Genomic DNA, 22507 nt, shown 5'->3' with positions numbered 1-22507 from the left:
GCCCGGGATTTCACGCCGGCGATACGAGAAGGGCCGGCGCGACCGGCCAACCCGATGCCGGGGAAGGGCCCGCTCGATCGCCGGAACGCGCACCGCCGCCCCGGGCCCGGCGCATGGTCGGGTGTCGTGATCGACTCGGGCTCCTGGAAGTCGCGGTGTTCCGGCCGTCGTGACACCGCGACTTCCGGGAAGTCGAGTCGATCAACGCGGCCTGCCTGCGCCGAGGGCACGGTGCCCCCGTTTGCGGGCCGGCGCGGACGTCCTCGGCCGGCGGGTGCCGATCGGCGCTCCGTTTGCGGGGCGGCGCGGCCGTCTCTGCCTGGCGGGCGCCGATCGGGTCCACGTGATCGGCTCGGTTTCGCCGATGTGGCGGGGTCTGCGTGCGTTGGACACCGCCAGGTCGGCGATCTGGTGTCGATCATGTGTGGTGATCGACTCGGGTTCGTGGAAGTCGCGGTGTTCCGGCCGTCGTGACACCGCGACTTCGAGGAAGGCGAGTCGATCAACCCGGTCTGCCCGCGGCCGAGGGCACGGTGCCCCCGTTTGCGGGCCGGCGCGGACGTCCTCGGCCGGCGGGTGCCGATCGGCGCTCCGTTTGCGGGGCGGCGCGGCCGTCCCCGCCTCGCGGCGCTGATCGGGTCCACGTGATCGACTCCGTTTCGCCGATGTGGCGGGGTCTGCGTGTGTTGGACACCGCCACATCGGCGATCTGGTGTCGATCACGCTCACCGCGGGTATCCGGCGTGCCGCTCAACGCGTACGACCGGCCGGTCACCGCTCCAGCCCGTCCGCTGGCCGCTCGCCCGCAGGTGCACGCTGTCCCGGGGCGTACGGCGGGGACAACGATCGGTGTTGTTCGATCAGTGGCTTCGACGGGGAGGCATCATGACGGGCGTCCGGAGACGGGATCTGCTGGCGGGAGCGGCCGGTGCGGCGGCGCTGGCGGGAAGCGGCATCGCGACCGGGGAACCGGCGCTGGCGACGGAGGGCCACGGGTCGGGGGACCGGAGCCGGCGGGTCAGCCTCCGGCAGGGCACCGACGTGGCGGCGCAGTTGTCGCCGGACGGCCGGCTGATCGCCATGGACCTGGTGAGCGTGCTGTGGGTGCTGCCGTCGTCGGGCGGGCCGGCCCGCCGCCTCACGAGCGACCTGTACGACATCGCCCAGCCCGAGTGGGCGCCGGACAGCTCGACGATCGTCTTCCAGTCCTACCGGGACGGCGTTTTCAACCTGTGGCTGATCCGCCCCGACGGCTCCGGCCTGCGCCAGCTCACCCACGGCCCGTACGACCACCGGGAGCCCCGCTTCTCGCCGGACGGGCGGCGGATCGCGTACTCCTCGGACCGGACCGGCAGCTACGCGATCCACGTGCTCGACGTGGCCACGGGGGAGAGCACCGTCGTGGCCGACACCGCGGCCGAGGAGTACGAGCCGGCGTGGTCGCCGGACGGGACCCGCATCGCGTTCGTGGTCGCCAACACCCGCATCGACGTGGTCGACCTCGCGGGCGGCGCCCGGACCACCGCGGTCACCGCCCCGGCCGGCGCCGTGCTGCACAGCCCGGCGTGGACACCGGACGGCCGGGACCTGGTCTACCACCGCCTGCTGGACGGGCGCAGCGAACTGTGGCGCGCGGATTCGCCCCTGGTGACGGGCGAGGACGCGTACCCGTTCCGGGTGTCGTGGCGCTCCGACCGCGAGTTCGTCTACACCGCCGACGGCCGGATCCGGCGCCGCCGCCTCGACGGCGACCGCCACCAGGACATCGGCTTCGTGGCCGCGGTGACGGTGGCGACCCCCCGCTACCGCAAGCGGCGGCGGGACTTCGACTCGACCATCCGCCGGCCGGTGGTCGGCATCGGCAGCCCGACGCTGTCACCGGACGGCCGCCAGGTCGCGTTCCGGGCGCTCAACGACATCTACCTCATGACGATCGGGCAGCCGCCCCGCCCGCTCACCCGGGACCAGTGGTGGAAGTGCGATCCGGCGTGGTCCCCGGACGGGCGCTACCTGTCGTACTCGACGGACAGGGCGGGGACGCTGGACATCTGGCTGCGGGACCTGCGTACGGGTGCGGAGCGGCAACTGACCGACCTGCCGGACCGGGCGGCGGTGTCGGGCACGTGGTCACCGGACGGCGAGCGGCTCGCGTTCCTCGACCAGAACGGCGCGCTCTACACCGTCGAGGTGGACTCGGGCGACGTGCAGCCGGTCTTCGGCGCCACCTTCGAACCCGGCCGCCCCACCTGGTCACCGGACGGCAGGACCATCGCCCTCGCCGCGGTCGTGCCGTACTCGGCCCGCTACCGGGAGGGCCTCAGCAAGATCCTGCTGGTGGACCGGACCACCGGCGCCGCCCGCTACGTCGATCCGATGCCGCACCGGTCGATCCAGACGCGCGGCGACGACGGGCCGGTCTGGTCCCCGGACGGCCGGCGGATGGCGTTCGTGGTGGCCAGCGTCCTGTGGGTGGTCGACGTCCACCCCGACGGCACGTTCGACGGCACGCCCCGCCAGGTGACCCAGGAGGTCACGGACGCGCCGAGCTGGAGCGGCGACTCCCGCCACCTGCTGTACCTCAACAACGGCCGGCTGCGGACGGTGTCCGCCGACGGCGGCTCGCCGCGGACCGTCCCGGTGGGTCTCAGCTGGACGAACAGCCGGCCGCGCGCGCGTACGGTGATCCGGGCCGGACGCCTCTGGGACGGCACCGCGCCGAAGCTGCGCCACGACGTCGACGTGGTGGTCGAGGGGCACCGGGTGGTGGCCGTCGAACCGTCGCGGCCCGGCCGCGACGGGCGCATCGTCGACGCCCGCGACGGCGTGGTGATCCCCGGTCTCATCGACATGCACCACCACCGCGAGATGCAGGGGTACGGCTACGGCGCGCGGCAGAACGCCCTGTGGCTGTCCCTCGGCGTGACCACCACCCGGTCGCCGGGCAGCCCGGCGTACCACATGGTGGAGGAACGGGAGTCGATCCAGTCCGGCGCCCGGATCGGGCCGCGGTACTTCGGCACAGGCGAGGCGATCGACGGCCCACGGATCTACTACAACTTCATGCGCCCCACCTTCGACGAGCGGCAGCTGGAGCTGGAGCTGGAACGGGCCGGCGCCCTCGACTACGACCTCATGAAGGCGTACGTGCGGCTGCCCGTCGTGTGGCAGCGCGCGGTGGTCGACTGGTCACACCGGCACGGTGTTCACGCCACCTCGCACTACCACTATCCGGCGTTCGCCTTCGGCAGTGACGGCATGGAGCACACCGGGGCGACGAACCGGTTCGGCTACTCCCGCACCGTCACCGCGATCGGCGCCGGCTACCAGGACGTCATCGACATCTTCAACACCTCCCGCGCGGCGCGCACGCCCACCCTGTTCGGCGCGAACACGCTGCTGCGCGAGGACACCTCGCTGGTCACCGACCGGCGGGTCCGCACGCTCTACCCGCCGTGGCAGTACGCGGCCCTCCAGGCGGCGGTCACGTCGGCGCAGACGACCGACCAGACGGCCAACCGGGAGAACCTGGCCCGCCAGGTCGCCCAGGCGGCGGCGATGATCCGTGGCGGTGGGCGGGTGATCAGCGGCACGGACTCACCGATCGCGTTCAACGCCGTCAGCCTGCACCTGAACCTGCGGGCGATGGTCGCGTACGGGCTGACCCCGTACGAGGCGTTGACGACCGCGACCCGGGTGCCGGGAGAGTTCCTGGAGGAGCCGGTCGGCCGCATCGCGCGCGGCACGTACGCCGACCTGGTGGTGCTCGGCGGTGACCCGCTGCGCGACATCGACGAGGCGGCCGACGTCCGGCAGACCATGGTCAACGGCGTGCTGCACGGCGTGGACGAGCTCCTGGCCCCGTTCGCGACCGGCGCGGCCGCGCGGGCCACGGCGACCGGCGCGGGCACGCCGACCACCGCGACCGGCGTGGCCGAGCAAACCACCCCGGCGCCCCGGAACCGGGTGCTGCCGGCGCTGCCGGAACACCCCGACAACGCGCGGTACTGGTGGCACGACCCGGACTACGTGGAGGCCGGCCGCCACTCGTGTTGCGCCGAGGGCTGACCACCGGGGCCCGACGACGATCAGTATGCTGCGGCCCGCACGGCACGTGCGCTCACGGTCGGGGGTCGGATGCGCGGAAGACGGTTCGTCGCGGGGATTCTGGTGACGGCGGGGCTCGCCGGCTGCGGGGGACACTCCGTCCGGCCGGCGCCCCCGCCGCCCGCGGTGACCGCTTCCCCGGCGTCGCCGTACGAGCCGGAGGCGTTCCTGGCGATCGCTCGCGCGGCGGTGGACGAGGCGGGCGTCGGTGACGACGTGGCGCAGAGCGACGTCGAGAGCGGCGAGGTGTCCTACCGGCCCTGCGAACTGTTCGTGACCGACCCGCGTTCCGGGGATCCCGAGGTGAGCGTGGACGCGGTCTGGGCGGGCCAGATCGAGGTCAACGCGGTGCCGTCCTTCCAGGCCGTCGCGCGCCCGACGACCGTCGTGACCGTGGAGGTGGCGCGGCTCACCGATGCGGCGACGGCCGGCGCGGCGGCCGACCGGCTGCGTGCCGCGAGGTGCCCGGGCGGGGACTTCCGCCTCCGCATGGGCCTGGCCACCGCGCGGCAGGCGGCGGCCACGGTCACCGTCGGCGCGACGGGCGCGCGGGTGACCACCGCGACGGTCCGCCGTGTCGACCCGGAGAGCGAGGCCGGGATGACGTACCTGCCGGGCGACGCCCGGCTGTTCTTCGCGTACGGGCCGCTGCTGGTCAGCGTCGAGGCGCTGGCGTTGTGGCCGCGCCACGGGAACACCGCCGCGGAGATCACGGCGATGGCACAGGAGAAGGCCACCACGGTGGCCGCCGCGATCGTGGCGAGGCTTCCGCCGGGAGACGCGACCGACCCCGGTCCGGGGGATGATTGAGCCGCCATGGAGACGGTACCCGTCCTGCTGGACACCGACATCGGCAACGACATCGACGACGCGATCTGCCTCGCCTACCTGCTGGCGCAGCCCCGCTGCGACCTGCTCGGCGTCACCACGGTGACCGCCCACCCGGAGCAGCGGGCCGCGCTCGCGAGCGTGCTGTGCCGCGCCGCGGGGCGCAGCGTGCCGATCCTTCCCGGCGCCGCCGAGCCGCTGGCCAGCCCGCCCGTGCAGGCCCCGCCGCCGCAGGCGGTGGCACTGGCCCGCTGGGCCCACGACACCTCGTTCCCCACCGGGGAGGCGGTGGAGTTCCTGCGTCGCACGATCCGGGCGCGTCCGGGCGAGGTCACGCTGCTGGCGATCGGGCCGCTCACGAACGTGGCGCTCCTGTTCGCCGTCGACCCGGAGATCCCGTCGTTGCTGAAGTCGCTGGTGCTCATGGGCGGGGCGTTCACGACGGTCGCGGGTCCGGAGTGGAACATCCACTGTGATCCGCACGCGGCGGCCCGTGTGTACGCGGCGCCGGTGCCCGTGCACCGCTCGGTCGGTCTCGACGTCACGACCCGGGTGCGCATGGACGCGGACGCCTTCCTGGAGCACTGCGCCAACCCGCTGCTGCGCCCGGTCGCCGACATGGCCGCGCCCTGGTTCGCCGAGCGGCCGGAGGTCACGTTCCACGACCCGCTGGCAGCGGCGACGTTGTTCGACCCGTCCCTGTGCGTGTTCGAGGCGGGGGAGGTCACGGTCGGCCGCGAGCCGGGGCCGTCGGCCGGCGCCACGGCGTGGCGCCGGGACGCGGGCGGGCCGCACGAGGTGGCCGTCGACGTACGGCCCGAGGCGTTCCTCGACCACCACCTCACGGTCCTCGACGGCGCACGGTCATGACGGGCCACCTCCGCGCGCGGCCGGCTGACCTCCCGGGCCCTGGCCGCCGGTCGTCCTCTCCGGTTCCGACAAATACCCGGCGCCGCTCGGCCTAGCATTGTTCGTGGTCAAGAATCGGACGTCGTGGACCCTGGGATGACCGGCGGGCCGCCGCGGCAGCTCGTCGAGGAACTGCTCCACGACGGCGGGGGAGTGCTCCGCCTCGCCCCGGCCTTCGTGGCGCGGGACCTGGTGCCGCCCGGACGGCGGTTCGGCCTGCCCGAGGACGCGTACGACCTGGGCGAGCGGGGCTACCTGTGCGAGCGCTGGCTGGGCTCGACCACGAAGGCCGACAACCGGGTCGGCCCGGCCGACGAGGGGCTCAGCCACGTCGTCGACTCGACGCGGCGGCCGCGCATGACCCTGCGGGACGCCGTCGCCGCCGACCCCGCCGCGATCATGGGTGAGGCGTACGCGGAGAGCCATCCGCAGGGGCTCGGGCGCCTCGCGAAGCTGCTCGACTACGGCGACCGGATCCCGTACCACATCCACCCGCCGCAGCGTTTCGCGGAGCTGATGGGGAGGCGGTCGAAGGACGAGGCGTACTACTTCCCGGCCGGGGTCGACATGGGTGCGCACCCGGAGACGTTCTTCGGCGTGCATCCGTGGATCGCCCGCGAGCGGGCGTACGACGTGCTGCTGCCGTACCTCGTGGACTGGGACAGCGACCTCATCCTGCGGCACTCGCGCGCCGAGGTGCAGGTGCCGGACGAGGGTTTCCAGGTGCCGTCGGGGGTGCTGCACGGGCCCGGCACGGCGCTGACCGTGGAACTCCAGGAGGACTCGGACGTCTTCGCCATGTTCCAGGCGCTCAACGCCGGCCGGATCATCGACAAGGACCTGCTCTTCCACGACGTACGCCCCGAGGACCGCAGCGCCTACGGCGAGCGGTTCCCGCTGAACTTCGTGGAGTGGGAGCTGAACGGCGACCCGTTCTTCTACGAGAACAACCACCTCACGCCCCAGCCGATCGAGACCGGGCCGGGCGGTGGCCGCGAGTGGTGGATCTTCTACAACACGTCGAAGTTCAGCGGGAAGAAACTCGTCGTACCGCCCGGCGCTCGGCACACGGTCACCGAGAACGGCGTCTACTCGCTGCTGGTCTGGTCGGGTGCCGGCCGGTACTGCGGCCACGACGTCCGCGGCGGTGACGCCGACGCCGACGAGTTGCTGGTGAGCCACGCGGTGGCGACCGCCCCGCACACGGTGGAGAACACGGGCGACAGCGATCTCGTGGTGTTCCTGTTCTTCGGCCCGGACATCAACGACACCCCGACCATCGCCCGGTACGGCGTGAGCTGACGGTCAGGCGGTGCGCAGCAGGCGGCGGGCGAGGGTGGCGAGGAGGGCCATCAGGACGCCGGCGAGGACCTCGGCGGCCACCTTGACGAGAATCTCGGTCATGTTTCTTCGGCTTTCGGGTCGGATTGTGTTGATTCCTGCGAAAGCTAGCCGCCGTCGGCGAACGTGAGGTGCACGGAAGGTCGACGTTTCCTGCCGGCGAGCCGCCCACCGGGTGCGGACAACGGGGGACGAGGCCGGCAATGCGGCCGTCGAGGCGTTCGCCGATGGCGCGGCGGGGCTACCGCTCCGCACTAGGCTCGACACATGGCGAGGTACTACGACGTGCACCCGGACAACCCGCAGCCCCGGGCCATCGGCCAGATCGTCGACCTGGTCCGAGGCGGTGGTCTGATCGCCTACCCGACGGACTCCTGCTACGCCCTCGGTTGCCAGCTGGGCAACCAGGACGGGCTCAACCGGATCCGGGAGATCCGCCGGCTCGACGAGCGGCACCACTTCACGCTGGTCTGCCGGGACTTCGCGCAGCTCGGCCAGTTCGTGAAGGTCAGCAACTCGGTCTTCCGGCTGGTGAAAGCCGCGACTCCGGGCAGCTACACCTTCATCCTGCCGGCCACGCGGGAGGTGCCGCGCCGGATGTTGCATCCGCGCAAGCGGACCGTCGGCGTCCGCGTCCCGGACCACGCGGTCACCCAGGCGCTGCTCGCCGAGCTGGGCGAGCCGCTGGTGTCGAGCACCCTGATCCTGCCCGGCGAGGACGAGCCGATGACCCAGGGGTGGGAGATCAAGGAACGGCTGGACCACCTCGTCGACGCGGTGATCGACGCCGGTGACTGCGGCAAGGAACCCACGACCGTGGTCGACCTGTCGCAGGACGAACCGGAGGTGCTGCGCCGCGGGGCCGGCGACCCCTCCCGGTTCGAGTAGCCGTACGCCGCTCTATGTACCATCTGGTACATGGATTACGGGGAGACGATCACCACCACGGCCGGCGCCGACCGCGCCTGGGCCGCGCTCGCGGCCGTCACGACCTATCCGCGCTGGACCGCGTCCATGTCGTCGGTGCAGCCGCTCGACGGCCCGGCGCTGGCCGTCGGCAACCGGTTCCGCATCCGCCAGCCTGGCCTGCCGGTCACCGTGTGGCGGGTCTGCGAGGTACGCGACGGCGAGTCGTACGCGTGGGAGGCGCGCGCCCCCGGGGTACACACCCTGGCCTACCACCGGCTGACGCCCGAGGCGGACGGGGCGACCCGGATCACCATCGGCATCCGGCAGACCGGTCCCCTCGCCGGCCTGGTCGCGCTGCTGATCGCGGCGCGGACCCGGCGGTACCTGCGGATGGAGGCGGCGGGCCTCAAGGCGGCCGCCGAGGCGGGCCACGGGACGACCGCGGACGAGGGGCCGGCCGCCGGTGGCCGGTGACGCCCGCGCGGCGCTGCTCGACCGGTGCGTCGACTTCCTGAAGCAGGGTGGGTTCAGTCAGCTGAGCCTGCGGGAGATCGCCGCCGGCACCGGCACGAGCCACCGCATGCTGATCTACCACTTCGGTAGTCGGGAGGGGCTGCTCGCCGAGGTCGTCGGGCGCGTGGAGGAGGAGCAGCGGGCCGCGCTCGTCTCGCTCACCGACGGAACGGACGACCCGGTCGAGGTGAGCCGTCGGTTCTGGCAACGCCTGGCCGACCCGGCGCTGGCACCGGCCGAACGGCTGTTCTTCGAGATCTACGCGCACGCGCTCTACGACCGGACCTGGACGGAGCAGTTCCGTGCCTCCGTCGTCGCGGCCTGGACCGGACCGGTCGAGGACCTCTTCGCCGGCCTCGGGTTCGACCAAGCGGAGGCCCGCCAGCGCGCCCGGCTCGGCCTCGCCGCCACCCGCGGCCTGCTGCTCGACCTGCTCGTCACCGGTGACCGGGAGCTGCTCGACGCCACCGCCGACCTGTTCGCGCGGCTCGTCACGACCTCTCGCCCGGACGGGCGACCTCCGGCCGCAGTGGAGCCGGGGGACTGAGCCGGGTGAGCCCGTCGGTGCAGTTCGCGAGGAGCAGCTGGATCTCCGCGAGGTGCCGCATCGCGTTCCCGTCCCCGCGCTCGTCGAGCATCGGGCGGATCCCGCTCAGCTCGTCCACGCACCGGATGGGCGTGACCCCCGGCTCCGGGACGTCGCCGCGGACCAGCTGCTCCGCGGTCCGGTCGTACGCCGACCGCAACCGTCCCACGGCGCCGCGCAGCTGCGCCGCCGTCTCGGGCCAGCCGGTGAGGCATCCGGGCGGGTTCCGGTACAGCGTCGACTCGGCACCCTGCAGAGCGTGGTGTCCCGCGGCCAGAACCGACGGCCAGTCGACGCGGCTCGTCCCTGGGTCCGGGCGCTCGGCATGGTACTGGGCGTAGGAGGCGTCCGCCAGCACCACCGCCCGGCGGCCCCGCTCCAGGGCACCGTCCGGGCGCTCGCCCCCGAGCACCGCCTCGACGACGCCCACGAGCACCTCGCCGCTGGCCCGGAGCGCCACGGCGGCATTGCGCCGCAGCTCGCGGCGCGTGCCTCGCGGCCACATGAACACACCGGCGAGGACGCCGACGGCACCGCCGAGCAGCACGTTGACCAGCCGGGCCTCGGCCAGCTGCAACCCTCCGGGAGCGAGCTGCGCGAACACGAACGTGAGCAGCAGGGTGAAGAAGGCCTGCGCCCAGGCGGGCCCCAGGAGCTTCCCCACCGTGAAGGCCAGCACCATGGCGACCGGCAGTGCGGCGACGTAGATGACCGACCGGTTCGCGAACAGCATCAGCAGCCCACTGACGACGGCGCCGCCGATCGTGCCGAGCACGGCGGGCCTCAGCGCGGTCCGGGTGTCCACGGCCGACGTCCGCAGCACGGTGAGGGTCGCGAGCAGCACCCAGAAACCGTGCATGAGCGCCAGCACCCCGGCGATCACCCGCGCGGCGGCCAGCGCCACGGCCAGCCGCAGCGCCGACTGGAACGGGGCGGACCGGATCGTCAGGTGCGAACGGAACTGCTGCCAGTACAGCGTCCACGGGTGGCGCGGCCGGTCGGCGAACAGGTCCTGGTAGGCCCTCGCCGCGGTGTCCTCGCGATCGGCCGGCGCCCCCGCGGCCACCCGCGCGGAGATGGCGAGGATCCGGACCTGCTCGGCGACGCTCAGGGTGGCCGCTTCCACACACAGTTGCGGTACGAGGACGGTGCCGTCCCGACTGGTGGGCCGGGCCTGTTCGGAGGCGGCGATCCGTGCGTTCAGGTCGTCGAGCGTCACGGTCGGTTCGCCGCGACGCAGGGAACGGCCCGCCGTCCGCGTGGTGTCCGCGCACCCGGCCAGCAGCCGCGTCGCCACGTCGGGGATCGACCCCTGTGGTGGCGCCTCCGCCGCCAGCCGCGCGGCCTTGACGAGAAGCACCTGCATCGACGCCACGCACGCCCGAAGTGCCCGGTCCTCCACGCCGGCGGCGATCGGCCGCTGCTCGGCCGGCAGGTCGGCCAGCCGCAGCCGCGCCAACGCCTCCGAAGCCGCCCGGTGCACGGCCTCCCGCTCGCGCGGATCGCGCCTGCCACGCAGGGTCTCCCTCGTCAGGTCGAGGAACGCCGCGAGGTGGTCCGCCGCGTCGGCCAGCCGTTGCCGGTAGGAGACCGGCACCGGATCCGGCCACAGCACCACCTCGGCGGCGGCGAGCAGCGTGACGCCCAGCGTCACGCCGATCAGCCGCTCGGGGAGGGTCTGCGGCTGGTACGGCGGAAAACAGGCGAGGATGTAGAACAGTTGCAGGGCGCCGACCAGGCCGATGAGGCGTGGCCCGCCGACGCCGGCGAACGCCACCACGAACCCGATGACGAGCATCCCGGCGGCGGCCGCCCACGTGTTGCCCGCCAGCGCGGTGCCCATCCCGATCAGCACCCACGCCGGAGGCAGCGCCGCGAGGAGGATCCCGGCGCGCTTGCGGGCCGAGCCGGGAAGCTGGGCGAACGTCCCCATGGCGATCGCGCCGAACAGCGCGTACGTGGCCAGCGTCGGGTTGCCTATGCCGTACCGGCTGCCGTAGAAGACGGTCGACACGACGAGGGTCAGCCGAGCGGCGCGCCGTACGGCCACGTACCCCGGGTCGCGGTGGTGCACCCACCTCAGGAGGCCGGTTCCGAGCACGCCTGGACCCCCGTCGCACGCACCTCGTTCCCGGTCATTCTCCATCCCGGGTCGGCGGCGCGGGCCGCTTCGACGCAATCCCCGGCGCTACCCCCGGTCGGGGACGGCCATCTCGCCGAGTTCGGACCAGTCGTCCTGGGGGACCGTGACGTTGACGATCCGCGGCGTCTCGGCCAGGTACGGCGGCAGCGCCCGCTGCGCGGCCGTGAAGTGCGCCGACTGCACGTGCGCGGCACCGGCGTCCCCGTCGCGGAACGCCTCGACCAGCACGTACTCGGTCGGGTCGTCGACGCTGCGGGACCAGTCGAACCACAGGCAGCCCGGCTCGTCCCGGGTGGCCCGGGTGAACTCGGCGGCGATCTCGGGCCAGCGGTCGGCGTGCTCGGGCAGCACCCGGAACTTGGCGGTGATGAAGATCATCTGGTACCTCCCGGCGGGCGCCCGGGTCGGGGCGCCGGACGACGTTCACGGTAGCCGTCCGGTGGGCCGGATGCCCTTCCGCGCACCGGATGCGTGCCGTGCGCCGCGCGTAGCTGCGGTCCTCGCGCGGTGCCGGGCTGTGGGCGACGCGGGCTCGTGCGGCGCCTACAGCCGGTGCCGGACCCAGACGTTCGGCTCCACGTAGACGGCGTGGTCGTGCGTCACGTCGCAGTGCACCGGCACGAGGGCGCCGGGCACGTGCACCGGGCCGGAGGTGTCGAACGGCAGGCCCGTCCACCGACGCCAGTCGGCGAGCGTGCCGGCGATCGTCATCGAGCGGGTGGCGACGCGTTCGATCCGTCCACCCGCCCGCACGTGCACCCGCAGCCAGGGATCGACCGGCAGGCCGTCGGCGCGCACCTGGGCCGCGTACTCGGCCATCGGCAGGTCGGGCCGGGTGTGCTTGCCGTTGGGCCGTACCGGTGCGACCAGCGTGTCGTACCCCTGCTTCGCCACCGCCTGCCGCATGGCGTCGAGCATCAGCGCGGAGAGGCCGCCGCCGCGCCGGTCCGGCCGGATGCAGATCTCGATGGCCGACACGATGGTCGGCTCGGCCCCGGTGAGGCGCCCGATCGTGGCCCGCTGGATGACGCGGTCCCAGCCGCCGTCGGGCAGCTCCGGCTCCGTCCACCGGAACGGCACGGCGTACGCGCGGGCGACGGCGCGGCCCGGGTCGGCCGAGTCGACGGCGGCGAACACGAACTCCGGGTACAGCTCGTGGGCCACGTTGTAGTACACCGCGCCCATCGGGTCCCAGAGCATGAACGGTGGCCACGCTCCCTCGAAATCGTCGTCGAGCAGCGCGGCGAGTTCGGGGCGGTCGGCCAGGCACACGATGTCGATGGTCACCGCGGCACCGTAGAAGGTCCGGCCAACGGGCCGCACGTCATATTCGCCGACGCGGCGGTGGCGGCGTGCCGTGTCGAAGGCCCGGTGCGGTGGAGCGGGCGTCCGGTGCTTCCGACGGCCGGCCGCCCTGCCAGGTGGCAGGGCGGCCGGCATGCCGCTGAGCCGTCGTGACCCGGTTGGGGTGGCCGGCGCCGCTCAGCTCCGGCGTCACCGGGCGGCACCACAGCGCGGTCCGGGTCGGGCGGGACCGCGCTCCGGGTCGTCGTGCCGGCGGTCAGGCCGCCGAGGCCGTCGCCCCGGACGTCTGCGGCGTGGCCGCGGTCGTGGCACGGCGGGCGGCCGGCACCACCGGAGCGCCGGACCAGCCGGCCGGCGATCCGGGCGCGGACGTCGTCTCCGCGACGGCCTCGCCCTGCGCGGCGCGCAGCGCCCGCTGCGCGTTGTTCCACGCCGTGCACGGCCACGGTTCGCCGGCGCAGAGCAGGTTCCGGCAGCCGCCCTCGCCGTCGGGCTCGTGCGCGTCGGCCACCCCCAGCGCGAGCTTCCACAGCAGCGGATCCGCGACCCAGTCGGGACGATCTGTGACGTCCTCGACGCGTTCTGTTTCGGACATGCTTCTCCCCCCTCGTTCCTGTGCCGCCCTACCTTCACCGCTGTGCCCCCCAGGTAAACCCCGACAGCCGGGCGACGTGAACTGGCGGAGGCTTCTCATTCGGATTGTTGCCCACCCGGCCGACAGGACCGCTGTCCGTGAGCCGTCGTGTCGCGGTCATCACCAGAGATGTCGGCGCCGGTAACTGCGGAAACCACGGACGGCAACGGCCCGGCTGCGGTGCGTCAACGTGGACCCTCGACGTCGGACGCCGCGCCCGTTCGCCGCCGCGGGGTCCCGCCCACCGTATCGGCGGACCGGTTCGACCGCCCCGGGGCTCGTGTTCGACCCCTCGATGCCTCTCATCGCACGGTCCCGCGACCGTCGCAACTCGACGGCGGGCCGCCCCGCATGGATCGGTGAACAACTTCACACGAAGTGGGCGATCCACCCGAACGGTGCCTAACGTCGATCGGGTCCGCCAACGCGGACACCGCGACCGGTAACGCCAAATCCTGCCGCCGGTCGCCGGCACTCGTCATCCAGGCAGGAGCGGGGGACCCACCGTTCCTCGGCGCCCAGCGGTTCCGCTGCGGCGCCTCGGGGTGAAGCCGCCCAGAGCGGCCGGGCACCTCAGCCCGAACCCGACAGCTCACCTCGTCGGCGTGGAGGACATCCATGGCATCTTCGTACAACGCCCGTCACCGTGCCGTCAGCGCCCGTCGCGTCGCCGTCGGCACCCTCGCCGCCGGCGCGGTCACCGGCGCCGTCGCCGTCTTCGGGGCCGGCGCACCCGCGCAGGCCGCGGTCAACTGGGACGCCATCGCCCAGTGCGAGTCCGGCGGCAACTGGCACATCAACACCGGCAACGGCTACTACGGCGGTCTCCAGTTCTCCCAGAGCACCTGGAAGGGCTACGGCGGCACCAAGTACGCCGCCCGCGCCGACCTCGCGACCCGCGGCGAGCAGATCACCATCGCCGAGAAGGTGCTCGACGGTCAGGGCATCGGCGCCTGGCCGACCTGCGGCAAGAAGGGCGGGTCGACGTCGTCGAAGTCCACCGGCTCGTCGAAGTCCACCGGCTCGTCGAAGTCCACGGGCTGGACCGAGCGGTCGTCCGGCGGGGAGAAGACCACCACCCGCACCGAGCGACGCACCACCACGCCGTCCACCGGCGGCACGTACGTGGTCAAGGCGGGCGACACCCTGTCGCAGATCGCCGAGGCGCAGAACGTGTCCGGCGGCTGGCACGCCCTCTACGAGCGCAACAAGCGCGTGGTCGGCGACGACCCGGGCCTGATCTTCCCGGGCCAGCGCCTCAGCCTCTGATCCGTCCGGCGGCCGCCAGCGGGCTCCGATCCACCGGTTCGGGGTTCGGGCCCGGGGCGGCGCACCGGCACGAAAGGGCTCTGGCCTGGTGTTCTCCACCAGGCCAGAGCCTGTGGCGTTCCGGGCGGTCGATCGACCGGGTCCGGCGCCCAGCCGAACGCCAACCCCGCTGCGGGCGGCTTCCTTGCGGGTGCCGCCTACCGTCCGACACGGGAACCTGTGGTGGCGGCTGGGGGCCTGCGGTATGGCGGCACATGTTCTGCGGTCGATCGCCGCGTTCGGCTTCGGATTGTTCGTGGCGTTCGTCGGCCTCGTGTGGGTCGCGAACCTCTTCGGCGTGGCCGAGGAGCACCGCCGCCAGATCGCCCGCAGCCAGTGGACACAGGGATGGTACGACAGCGAGCAGGAGGCGTTGGCGAACACGGGCCAGATCGGCCGGTACCTCGCCGGAGGCATGTTCCTGCTCGCCGGTGTCGCGTTGGCCGTGGCCGCTGTGGTCTACCTCGTCCAGGGGCCGGATGGGTGAACGCCGCCGCCCGTACGCCCGCCGCGCCGCACGGGGTCGCGCCGCCGGCGGTCCATCGTCGACACTGTGGACATGCCGAAGGCTCTCCGGACAACGGCGCTCGTCGTCCTGCTGGCGGCCGCCGCGGGCTGCGACAGCGCCGCGCCGACCCCGACGTCCACCCCGGCGTCCACCCCGACATCGCCGGGCGCGTTCGCGGCCCCGCCGTTGCGGCTGCCCGAGGGGGCCTCCGGCGACGCCTGCCCGACCAGCGAGGCGCATCCCTGGCCCCGGTCCGACCAGGCAGCCCGCGTGCTCGGCCCCGGCCCGGTGTATCCCGTCGCCGACTACCTGGGCGGCGGCGCGGTGTTGCAGCTGCGCGACAGCGACCGGCAGCAGGACGGCACGTACGAGAAGAAGGTGCGGTGGATCGCCGCCGGCTACCGCGGGCCGGTGCTGGTGCGGGCGGGGCGCATCGACGGGCCGGGCAGCGCGAGCGCCACGTTCTCGTACACGGGCGAGGCCCGCGACGGTGGGCACTACGCCCTGCTGGACGACCTCGACACCGACCTGCCCGCGACCACGACGGTGAGCGGTCCGGGCTGCTACGCGTACCAGGTCGACGGCGACACGTTCAGCGTGACGATCGTGTTCCGGGCCGTGCCCGCCACCGGTCCGACCTGACCGGCCTGACCGGCGGTCCGGCCTGACCGGCGGCCCGAGCGGCCCGCGCGCGCGGCAGCCGGCAGCGAGCGGCCCCGCCCGCGCGGCAGCCGGCAGCGAGCGGCCCCGCCCGCGCGGCAGCCGGCAGCGACGCTCAGAACTCCTCGTACACCGCCGGATCCTGGCCGGCGAGGCGGCCGTCGGGGCGGCCCAGCGCGGTGATGACCTCGATCTCGGCGTCGGTGAGCGCGACGTCGAAGACGGCGAGGTTCTCCTGCTGCCGCTGCGGCGACGCGGCCTTGGGCAGCGGGATGACCTGGCGGGCCACGTGCCAGGCGAGAATCACCTGCGCCGGGGTCACGCCGCGGGCGGCGGCGATCTCCGTGATGACCGGATTCTCCTGCAGGTCGTTCCCCCGACCGAGCGGGCTCCAGCCCTGGACGAGGATGCCGCGCTCGCGGTGGTAGTCGAGCGCCTCCTGCTGCGGGAAGTAGGGGTGCACCTCGATCTGGTTGACCAGTGGCTTGACCCCGGTCTCCGAGACCAGCCGGTCCACATGCTCGGGCAGGAAGTTCGAGAGGCCGATGTGCCGCACGAGGCCGCGTTCGCGCGCCTCGATCAGCGCCTTCCACGCCTCCACGTACAGGCCGACCTTCGGGTTGGGCCAGTGGATGAGGTAGAGGTCGATCCGGTCGAGGCCGGTGCGGAAGACGCTCTCCTCGATCGTGGTCAGCGCCTCGGCGTACCGGTGGTGCCGCCCGGGCAGCTTCGAGGTGACGACCAGCTTGTCCCGTACGTCGCCCGCCGAGCGGGCGGCCCTGCCCACCGCGCCCTCGTTCTCGTAGTTGACCGCGGAGTCGAGCAGCCGGTAGCCCACCCGGATCGCGTGGCCGATCGCGTCGACCCCACCGGAGCCGGTCAACCGGTAGGTGCCCAACCCGATGGCCGGCAACGTCGTACCGTCGGCGGCCGCCACGGTGGGAATCGCCATCGTCGATCTGCCTCTCGTCGACCGGGACCGGCGGCCCGGGTGGTCGTACCGCACGCGCCGACGGTCGGATCTTCCCGCCGGCTCCGTGACCCTACCCGCACGGCTCGCCCGGCCGGGCCGCATCGGCGCCAGCCGGACCGTCCCGGCCGGCCGCCCGGGGACGACCCGGGCGGCCGGCGCTCAGCTACGGGAACGCGGCAGGCAGCACTTCTTGTACTTGAGGCCGGAGCCGCACCAGCAGGCGTCGTTGCGCTCCGGTGGCCAGGGGATCCGGGCGTCGGGCCGGGCCTCCAGCTCGCGCGCGTACCCGGCCCGGACCTGCGGCTCGGCCGGGTCGCCGTTCTGCCGGCCCGCGTGGCCGGTCAGCCCGTCCACGGATCCCCGCAGCACGTGCAGCCCCGCCCGGCCGGTGCCCGCGAGGCGCACCAGTTCCTTCTCCAGCCGGGCCCGGTGCGCGTCCCAGTCCGGGCCGTACACCTCGGTCAGGGTGGCCTGGTCGGCGAGGAGGCGGTCGAACTCGGCCCGGGGGAAGAAGACCAGGTCGGGCTCGCCGGCCTGCTGCTGCGCGCGGCGGAGCAGCTGGTTCTCCAGCCGGTCGGCCAGGTCGTCGGTGCGGTCGTGCGCCATGTTCAGGTTGCGGCGCACCCGGTGCCGCTGCTGGAGCAGGAAGAACAGGACGCCGGGCGCCTCGGGCGGGCCGACCTCCACGGCGGCTCCGGCGGTCACGGAGGCGGTCTCCGCCGGGTCACCGGCGGCGGTCGCCCGCTGGCCGAGGAGCGTGTCGGCCGCCTCGCTCAGCCACTCCTCGGCGGTCGCGGAGCGGCCGCCCGCGTCCAGCGCCGCGCTCACGTACGCCGGAGCGTCGGGCTGCTCGGTCAACAGCGGGCGCAGCGCGGTGAGTTCCGCCATGGCCTCGTCCTCGCGTCCGCCGGAGCGGAACAGGATCCGGGCCCGCAGCGCCCGGGCGAAACCGGCCCGGGCGTCGTCACCGGACGGGTACGCGGCCACGGCCCGGTCCGCGTAGCGCAGCGCGGCGTCCAGCCGTGCCCGGACCTCGGCGATCTCGGCGGCCAGGGTCAGCGCGTCCCCGGCGTCGCCCGGATCGGCCAGCCTGCCCTGCTCCACCGCGTCGGCCAGGTCGGCGGCCACGCCGAGCGGGTTCGCCGTCCCGAGCGCCGAGCGGCGGAGATCGGCGAGGTCGGCGCTGGTGATCATGTCTTTCGTCGGCACGGTCTCACGGTACGTCGGCACCGGCCCGGTGCACGGGCTGATCACCTGTAACGCCCATCTCACGGAGGCCCGGCCGCGCCGCCGGCCGGGCGGCGTCACGGTCCGGGCGGCGTCACGGTCCGGGCGGCGTCACGGTCCGGGCGGCGTCACCGTCCGGACGGCGTGACCGGCGGTACGGAGCAGCCCGTCACTCCTCGACGGTCAGGCCCGACTGCGCGGCCAGCAGCGCCAGGCGGATCCGGTTTCCCGTGCCCGTCTTGGCGAGCAGGCTCGTGACGTGCGTCTTCACCGTGGTCACTCCCAGGTGCAGGCGCTCGGCGATCTCCCGGTTGGAGTACCCGGCCCCGACCAGCGCCAGGACGTCGCGTTCCCGGGCGGTCAGGGCCGGTGGCAGGGCCGCGGCGGGCGCCTCGCCGAGCCGGGCCCGGACCGCCTGGTCGACGAGGCGGCGCAGCACGCCCGGGCTGTAAGGGGTCTCGCCGGCCGCCGCGGTACGGATCGCCGCCAGCAGTTCGTCGGGGGAGGCGTCCTTGACCAGGAACCCGCAGGCGCCGGCGGCGAGGGCGGGGAAGAGGTGGTCGTCGTCGTCGAAGGTGGTGAGCACCACCACCCGCACGGCGGGCCGGCTCGCGTGGATCCGCGCGGTCGCGGCCGTCCCGTCGACGAGCGGCATCCGCAGGTCCATGAGCACCACGTCCGGCGCCATTTGCTCGGCCAGGCGGATGGCCTGCTGGCCGTTCTCCGCCTCGCCGACGACCGTCATGTCCGGCGCGGAGTCGCAGAGCATGCGCAGGCCGGCGCGGACCAGCCGCTGGTCGTCGACGAGCAGCACCCGGATCACCGGTCCGCCCCCGCCGGCAGGACGGTCCGTAACCGCCACCCGGGGCCGTCCGGCCCGGCCACCAACGTTCCGCCGAGCAGCTCGACGCGCTCGCGCATCCCGGTGAGCCCGTGGCCGGATCCCGTTTCCGCACGCCGGGAAATGCGGCGGGACGCGCCGCCGTCGGAGCCCCGCCCGGGCGCGGCGTCCGTGACCGTACCGCCGCCACCGTCGTCGCTGACCTCCCAGTGCACCGCCCCGTCGCGCATCCGGACGCACACCCGGGCGCGTGCCGCCGGGCCCGCGTGCCGGGCCACGTTGGCCAGACCCTCCTGGGTGAGTCGCAGAACCGCGAGGCCGCGCACGGTGTCCAGGGTCGCCACCTCCGGGTCGATCGTCGCGTCCACGGTGAGCCCGGTCTTCACGGCCCGGTCCACGGCCTCGGCGAGGGCCTCGGGCAGGGCGCCCGGTTCGATGGGCACGTACCCGGAGCCGTCGCCGACGAGGGCGGGGTTGCGCAGCACCGTCACCAGCCGGCGCAGGTCGGCCAGCGCCGCGCTCCCGCTGGTGTGCAGGTCGTCGAAGACCTCGCGGACCCGGGGGTCGGTGTCGCTCAGGACGTGCCGGGCCACGCCCACCCGCAGCACCATGGACGCGACGTGGTGGGCCACCAGGTCGTGCAGCTCGCGGGCGATCGCGGCGCGCTCACTCGTCCGTGCCGCCCTCGCCTCGACCGCCACCCGCTGCTCGGCCTGCCCGGCGAGCTGGCGGCTGGCCCGGATGTTGAGCCCGAGCAGCAGCGGCACCCCCACCGTCACGGCGATGCCGTAGAGCCAGGTGGGCAGGCCGGCCGGCAGGGCCTCGTGCGAGTCGGCGAGGTACGCGGCGAGCAGCGCCGCCGCACCCACGGCCACCTGACGCGTCGGCACCCGTAACGTCAGCTCCACGACCGCCCAGGTGGCGCCGACCTGGGGAACGACCGGCTCGGCCTGACCGAACCAGCCGGCGAGGCCGAACACGAGCGCCGAGGCGAGCGCGGTGACCAGCGGCCACCGGACACCGAACGGGCCGAGGGTGAGGGCGGCGGCCGCGAAGAGCCAGTCGGCCGGGGTGTACGGGTCGGTCGGATGTGGACGCAGCAGCAGGTAGCCGACGCCGCTGAGGCACAGCAGGGTCAGCCGCAGCCACGCGTACCGGTCGTCGAAGAGCCGCGACACCGACCGTGTGACCACCATGTCAGCGTAGGCCGGTCGGGCCGGCTCCGGGGACACCGGCGGGCCGACCCGAGTGGAGCGTGACGGGCGCGTGGTTCACGCGTGCACCTCGGAACGGTCGTCCGGAAGCGACGGTGCCGGCGCGGGCCGGCGCAGCGCGAACAGCACACCGGCGGCCGTGGCCGCGGCGAGCAGGCCGGCCGCGGTGAGGGTCGCGCGGTCCGGGTGGATCAGCGGCTGTCCGCGCAGGGCCTGCCACGTCACGATCGCGACCAGACCGGCGTACGCGGCGGCGGCCACCACCGTCAGCCGGAGCCGGACCCGGCCGTCGCGCAGCCGGGGGCGACGTCCGGCCAGCGCTCCCAGGGCGATCGTGAACAGCGGCAGCACCTGAAGGGCGTGCATGCCCACGAAATGCGGGATCCGCAGGTCACCACCCGTGGTGCTCCACCCGGTCAGCGGCATGCCCGGCCCGCCGTCGGGCACCCCGACGCTGTGGGCGCCCACGAGCGTGACCGCGTCGGCGGCCTCCTGGGCGGGCGTCGGCAGCACCATGAGGTAACCGAGCCCCATCCCCACCAGCGCGACGAGCAGGCCCAGCCGCAGGGTCCAGGCGATCGCCCGGTCGGGCATCCGCTGGATCGCCAGTATGACGGCGAAGACCAGCGTGGCGGTGTACAGCACTGCGATCAGCACGGCCATCAGCAGGAAGATCGTGGTGTCCAGCGGCGTGGCGACGTTGAAGTGGCTCTGCCGCCCCCGGGCCGCCTGCGCGGCGATCAGCCCCACCTCCACGAAGCCGGACGCGGCGACGACGGTGCCGGCCCACCAGGCGACCCGCCGGCCGCGGCGCGTCAGCGAGATCATCCAGGCGAGGGTCACCACGTAGACGAGGAACGAGACGGCGAACTTGAACGGCTTGAGCCAGACCGGCACGCCGGCCAGGGTGCGGTCGTCCACGGCCAGCCCGACCAGCGAGACGACCGCGAGCGCCACCATCGTGACGGCGACGAGCATGAGCGGCCGGTGCCGGAGGGCGGCCTGCCGCAGCGAGACTGGTGAGTACGTCATGCCCTCACGGTCGCGCCGCCGCGAGCGCGACTCGCCCGTCCGAGGTCCCCGCTCGCCGGCCTCCGGTACGAACCGTCCTCCTCCCATGGGAGGAGGCGGGCCACGGGACCGGGGCGGCCGTGTCCACACGGCACGGCCCGGCGTCTTCCTGCGATCGCTGTCGGTCACTAGGCTGTCACCCGACGGTTTGTCCCACCTCCGTCCGATCGCGCCGCCCGACGGCGCCCGTCGCCGGCCGATGTCGGCCGTTCCCGCGCAGTCCGCGCACCGCCCGCCCGTAGGTCGACCGCAGCCGACCAGGAGGAACCATGGCGCACCAGGATTCGCTGGCACAGATCATCAGGGAGATCGTGGCACCGCAGGCCACCGACGTCGACCGGTCCGGAGCCTTCCCGGTGAAGGCCGTCGAGGCGCTGTCGGACGCCGGCCTGCTCGCCCTCACCGTGCCGGTCGAGCATGGCGGCGCGGGCGGCGGGATGCGCGACGCCGCCGACGTCGTACGGCAGCTCTCCACCGCCTGCGGGTCGACCGCGATGGTCGTGATGATGCACTACAGCGCGGTGGCCGCGCTCGTCGCCACCGGCCGCACCGACGTGCTCGGCGAGATCGCGGCCGGCCGGCACCTGACCACCCTCGCCTTCTCCGAGACGGGTTCCCGCAGCCACTTCTGGGCGCCGGTGAGCACGGCGACCGCCGACGGCACGGACGTGCGCCTGGACGCCCGCAAGAGCTGGGTCACCTCGGCCAGCCATGTCGACAGCTACGTCTGGTCCAGCCGGCCGCTGGACGAGCCCGGCCCCATGTCGCTGTGGCTGGTCCGCGCCGACGCCCCGAGTCTCACCGTCGGGCCGGAGTTCGACGGCCTCGGGCTGCGTGGCAACGACTCGCGCCCGGTCACCGCCGACGGCGTGCGAGTTCCCCGCACCGCCCTGCTGGGCGGCGACGGCACCGGCCTGGACCTCGCGCTCTCCGCCGTGCTCCCGTGGTTCCTGCTGCTCAACGCGTCGGCGAGTGTCGGCCTGATGCGCGCGGTCACCGACGAGGCGACGGCGCACCTGGGCCGCACCCGGCTGCAGCATCTGGACCGGTCGCTCGCCCAGCAGCCGGAGGCCCGGGCGACGCTGGCCCGGATGCGGATCGAGACGGACCGTACCGGCGCCCTGGTCGACGCCACCCTCACGGCGCTGGAGCAGGGGAGCGCGTCGGCGCAGCTGCTCGTCCTCGAGGTCAAGGCGGCCGCGGACGGCGCGGCCGCCGAGGTCGCCGACCTCGCCATGACGGTCTGCGGCGGCGCCGCGTTCCGCAGGGAACTCGGCATCGAGCGGCGGTTCCGCGACTCCCGGGCCGCCCGGGTGATGGCGCCGACGACCCCGGCGCTGCTGGACTTCGTCGGCCGGGCGCTCTGCGGCCTGCCGCTGCTGGACGGCCCGGCGTGAGCGCGCCGGGTGGGCCGGCCCGCGGGCCGCGGACCG

Annotated in this window: 20 protein-coding genes and 1 riboswitch; of the genes, 11 read left to right on the top strand and 9 right to left on the bottom strand. The window is 74.0% G+C overall.

What is annotated here, in order from left to right; translation table 11 throughout:
• The first annotated feature begins 885 nt into the window (after positions 1 to 885).
• The 7 genes from D7193_RS30490 (at position 886) to D7193_RS30460 (ending at position 9151) form a co-directional block, all read left to right on the top strand.
• Positions 886 to 4065 carry an amidohydrolase family protein gene (locus D7193_RS30490; RefSeq protein ID WP_120783119.1) on the top strand — a complete coding sequence of 1060 codons (3180 nt, stop codon included), beginning with the start codon at positions 886 to 888 and terminating at the stop codon, positions 4063 to 4065.
• Positions 4066 to 4134: 69 nt separating this feature from the next.
• Complete coding sequence (locus tag D7193_RS30485) at positions 4135 to 4914, top strand: hypothetical protein (protein WP_241563649.1); 780 nt, start codon at positions 4135 to 4137, stop codon at positions 4912 to 4914.
• A gap of 6 nt (positions 4915 to 4920) precedes the next feature.
• Positions 4921 to 5802, top strand: coding sequence for a nucleoside hydrolase (locus tag D7193_RS30480; protein ID WP_120783118.1), 882 nt, complete (start codon positions 4921 to 4923; stop codon positions 5800 to 5802).
• 123 nt (positions 5803 to 5925) lie between these two features.
• Complete coding sequence (locus D7193_RS30475; protein ID WP_147434480.1) at positions 5926 to 7143, top strand: cupin domain-containing protein; 1218 nt, start codon at positions 5926 to 5928, stop codon at positions 7141 to 7143.
• 306 nt (positions 7144 to 7449) lie between these two features.
• Positions 7450 to 8070: an L-threonylcarbamoyladenylate synthase gene (locus D7193_RS30470; RefSeq protein WP_120783116.1), complete on the top strand. Its 621-nt coding sequence runs from the start codon at positions 7450 to 7452 to the stop codon at positions 8068 to 8070.
• A gap of 30 nt (positions 8071 to 8100) precedes the next feature.
• Positions 8101 to 8565 (top strand): SRPBCC family protein, encoded by a 465-nt coding sequence (locus D7193_RS30465; RefSeq protein WP_120783115.1) that lies wholly within the window; start codon positions 8101 to 8103, stop codon positions 8563 to 8565.
• Complete coding sequence (locus D7193_RS30460; RefSeq protein ID WP_120783114.1) at positions 8555 to 9151, top strand: TetR/AcrR family transcriptional regulator; 597 nt, start codon at positions 8555 to 8557, stop codon at positions 9149 to 9151. Before D7193_RS30465 ends, D7193_RS30460 begins: the two co-directional genes overlap by 11 nt.
• On the opposite strand, the gene D7193_RS30455 is transcribed toward D7193_RS30460, so the two are convergent.
• From D7193_RS30455 to D7193_RS34425, 4 genes are all read right to left on the bottom strand, one after another.
• Positions 9096 to 11291, bottom strand: coding sequence for an FUSC family protein (locus tag D7193_RS30455; protein ID WP_158674891.1), 2196 nt, complete (start codon positions 11289 to 11291; stop codon positions 9096 to 9098). The genes D7193_RS30460 and D7193_RS30455 overlap by 56 nt on opposite strands.
• An 87-nt stretch (positions 11292 to 11378) precedes the next feature.
• Complete coding sequence (locus D7193_RS30450; RefSeq protein ID WP_120783112.1) at positions 11379 to 11711, bottom strand: putative quinol monooxygenase; 333 nt, start codon at positions 11709 to 11711, stop codon at positions 11379 to 11381.
• A gap of 165 nt (positions 11712 to 11876) precedes the next feature.
• Positions 11877 to 12620 (bottom strand): N-acetyltransferase, encoded by a 744-nt coding sequence (locus D7193_RS30445; protein ID WP_120783169.1) that lies wholly within the window; start codon positions 12618 to 12620, stop codon positions 11877 to 11879.
• Between the two features lie 274 nt (positions 12621 to 12894).
• A complete protein-coding gene (locus D7193_RS34425; protein ID WP_241563647.1) occupies positions 12895 to 13233 on the bottom strand; it encodes a hypothetical protein in 339 nt (112 codons plus the stop codon).
• A 475-nt stretch (positions 13234 to 13708) separates the two neighbouring features.
• Positions 13709 to 13892, top strand: a riboswitch (cyclic di-AMP (ydaO/yuaA leader).
• Between D7193_RS34425 and D7193_RS30435 the strand changes: the two genes are divergently transcribed.
• From D7193_RS30435 to D7193_RS30425, 3 genes are all read left to right on the top strand, one after another.
• On the top strand, positions 13891 to 14541 hold the full coding sequence (locus D7193_RS30435) for a LysM peptidoglycan-binding domain-containing protein (RefSeq protein WP_120783111.1): 651 nt from the start codon (positions 13891 to 13893) through the stop codon (positions 14539 to 14541). (Overlaps the previous riboswitch by 2 nt.)
• 244 nt (positions 14542 to 14785) lie before the next feature.
• Entirely contained in the window at positions 14786 to 15067 is a 282-nt protein-coding gene (locus tag D7193_RS30430; RefSeq protein WP_120783110.1) for a hypothetical protein, read from the top strand.
• 72 nt (positions 15068 to 15139) lie between these two features.
• On the top strand, positions 15140 to 15730 hold the full coding sequence (locus D7193_RS30425) for a hypothetical protein (RefSeq protein WP_147434479.1): 591 nt from the start codon (positions 15140 to 15142) through the stop codon (positions 15728 to 15730).
• A 133-nt stretch (positions 15731 to 15863) separates the two neighbouring features.
• Here the strand turns inward: D7193_RS30425 and D7193_RS30420 are convergent, their stop codons facing one another.
• The 5 genes from D7193_RS30420 to D7193_RS30395 all read right to left on the bottom strand — a co-directional run bounded on the left by D7193_RS30420 (position 15864) and on the right by D7193_RS30395 (position 21035).
• Positions 15864 to 16700: an aldo/keto reductase gene (locus D7193_RS30420; protein ID WP_120783108.1), complete on the bottom strand. Its 837-nt coding sequence runs from the start codon at positions 16698 to 16700 to the stop codon at positions 15864 to 15866.
• A 180-nt stretch (positions 16701 to 16880) separates the two neighbouring features.
• The gene (locus tag D7193_RS30415) at positions 16881 to 17930 is read right to left on the bottom strand and encodes an SEC-C metal-binding domain-containing protein (RefSeq protein WP_241563645.1); all 1050 of its coding nucleotides are present in this window, start codon (positions 17928 to 17930) and stop codon (positions 16881 to 16883) included.
• A gap of 187 nt (positions 17931 to 18117) precedes the next feature.
• Positions 18118 to 18771 carry a response regulator transcription factor gene (locus D7193_RS30405; RefSeq protein WP_120783105.1) on the bottom strand — a complete coding sequence of 218 codons (654 nt, stop codon included), beginning with the start codon at positions 18769 to 18771 and terminating at the stop codon, positions 18118 to 18120.
• The gene (locus tag D7193_RS30400; protein WP_120783104.1) at positions 18768 to 19985 is read right to left on the bottom strand and encodes a sensor histidine kinase; all 1218 of its coding nucleotides are present in this window, start codon (positions 19983 to 19985) and stop codon (positions 18768 to 18770) included. The genes D7193_RS30405 and D7193_RS30400 overlap by 4 nt, the downstream gene beginning before the upstream one ends.
• 75 nt (positions 19986 to 20060) lie before the next feature.
• Positions 20061 to 21035 (bottom strand): hypothetical protein, encoded by a 975-nt coding sequence (locus D7193_RS30395; protein ID WP_120783103.1) that lies wholly within the window; start codon positions 21033 to 21035, stop codon positions 20061 to 20063.
• Between the two features lie 308 nt (positions 21036 to 21343).
• Between D7193_RS30395 and D7193_RS30390 the strand changes: the two genes are divergently transcribed.
• A complete protein-coding gene (locus D7193_RS30390; RefSeq protein WP_120783102.1) occupies positions 21344 to 22471 on the top strand; it encodes an acyl-CoA dehydrogenase family protein in 1128 nt (375 codons plus the stop codon).
• Positions 22472 to 22507: the final 36 nt, after the last annotated feature.

Origin of the sequence: Micromonospora costi (assembly GCF_003626655.1) — a bacterium.
Lineage (GTDB): Bacteria > Actinomycetota > Actinomycetes > Mycobacteriales > Micromonosporaceae > Micromonospora > Micromonospora costi.
The sequence above is the reverse complement of the archived record's forward strand: the minus strand, read 5'-3'. Positions and strand labels throughout refer to the sequence as shown.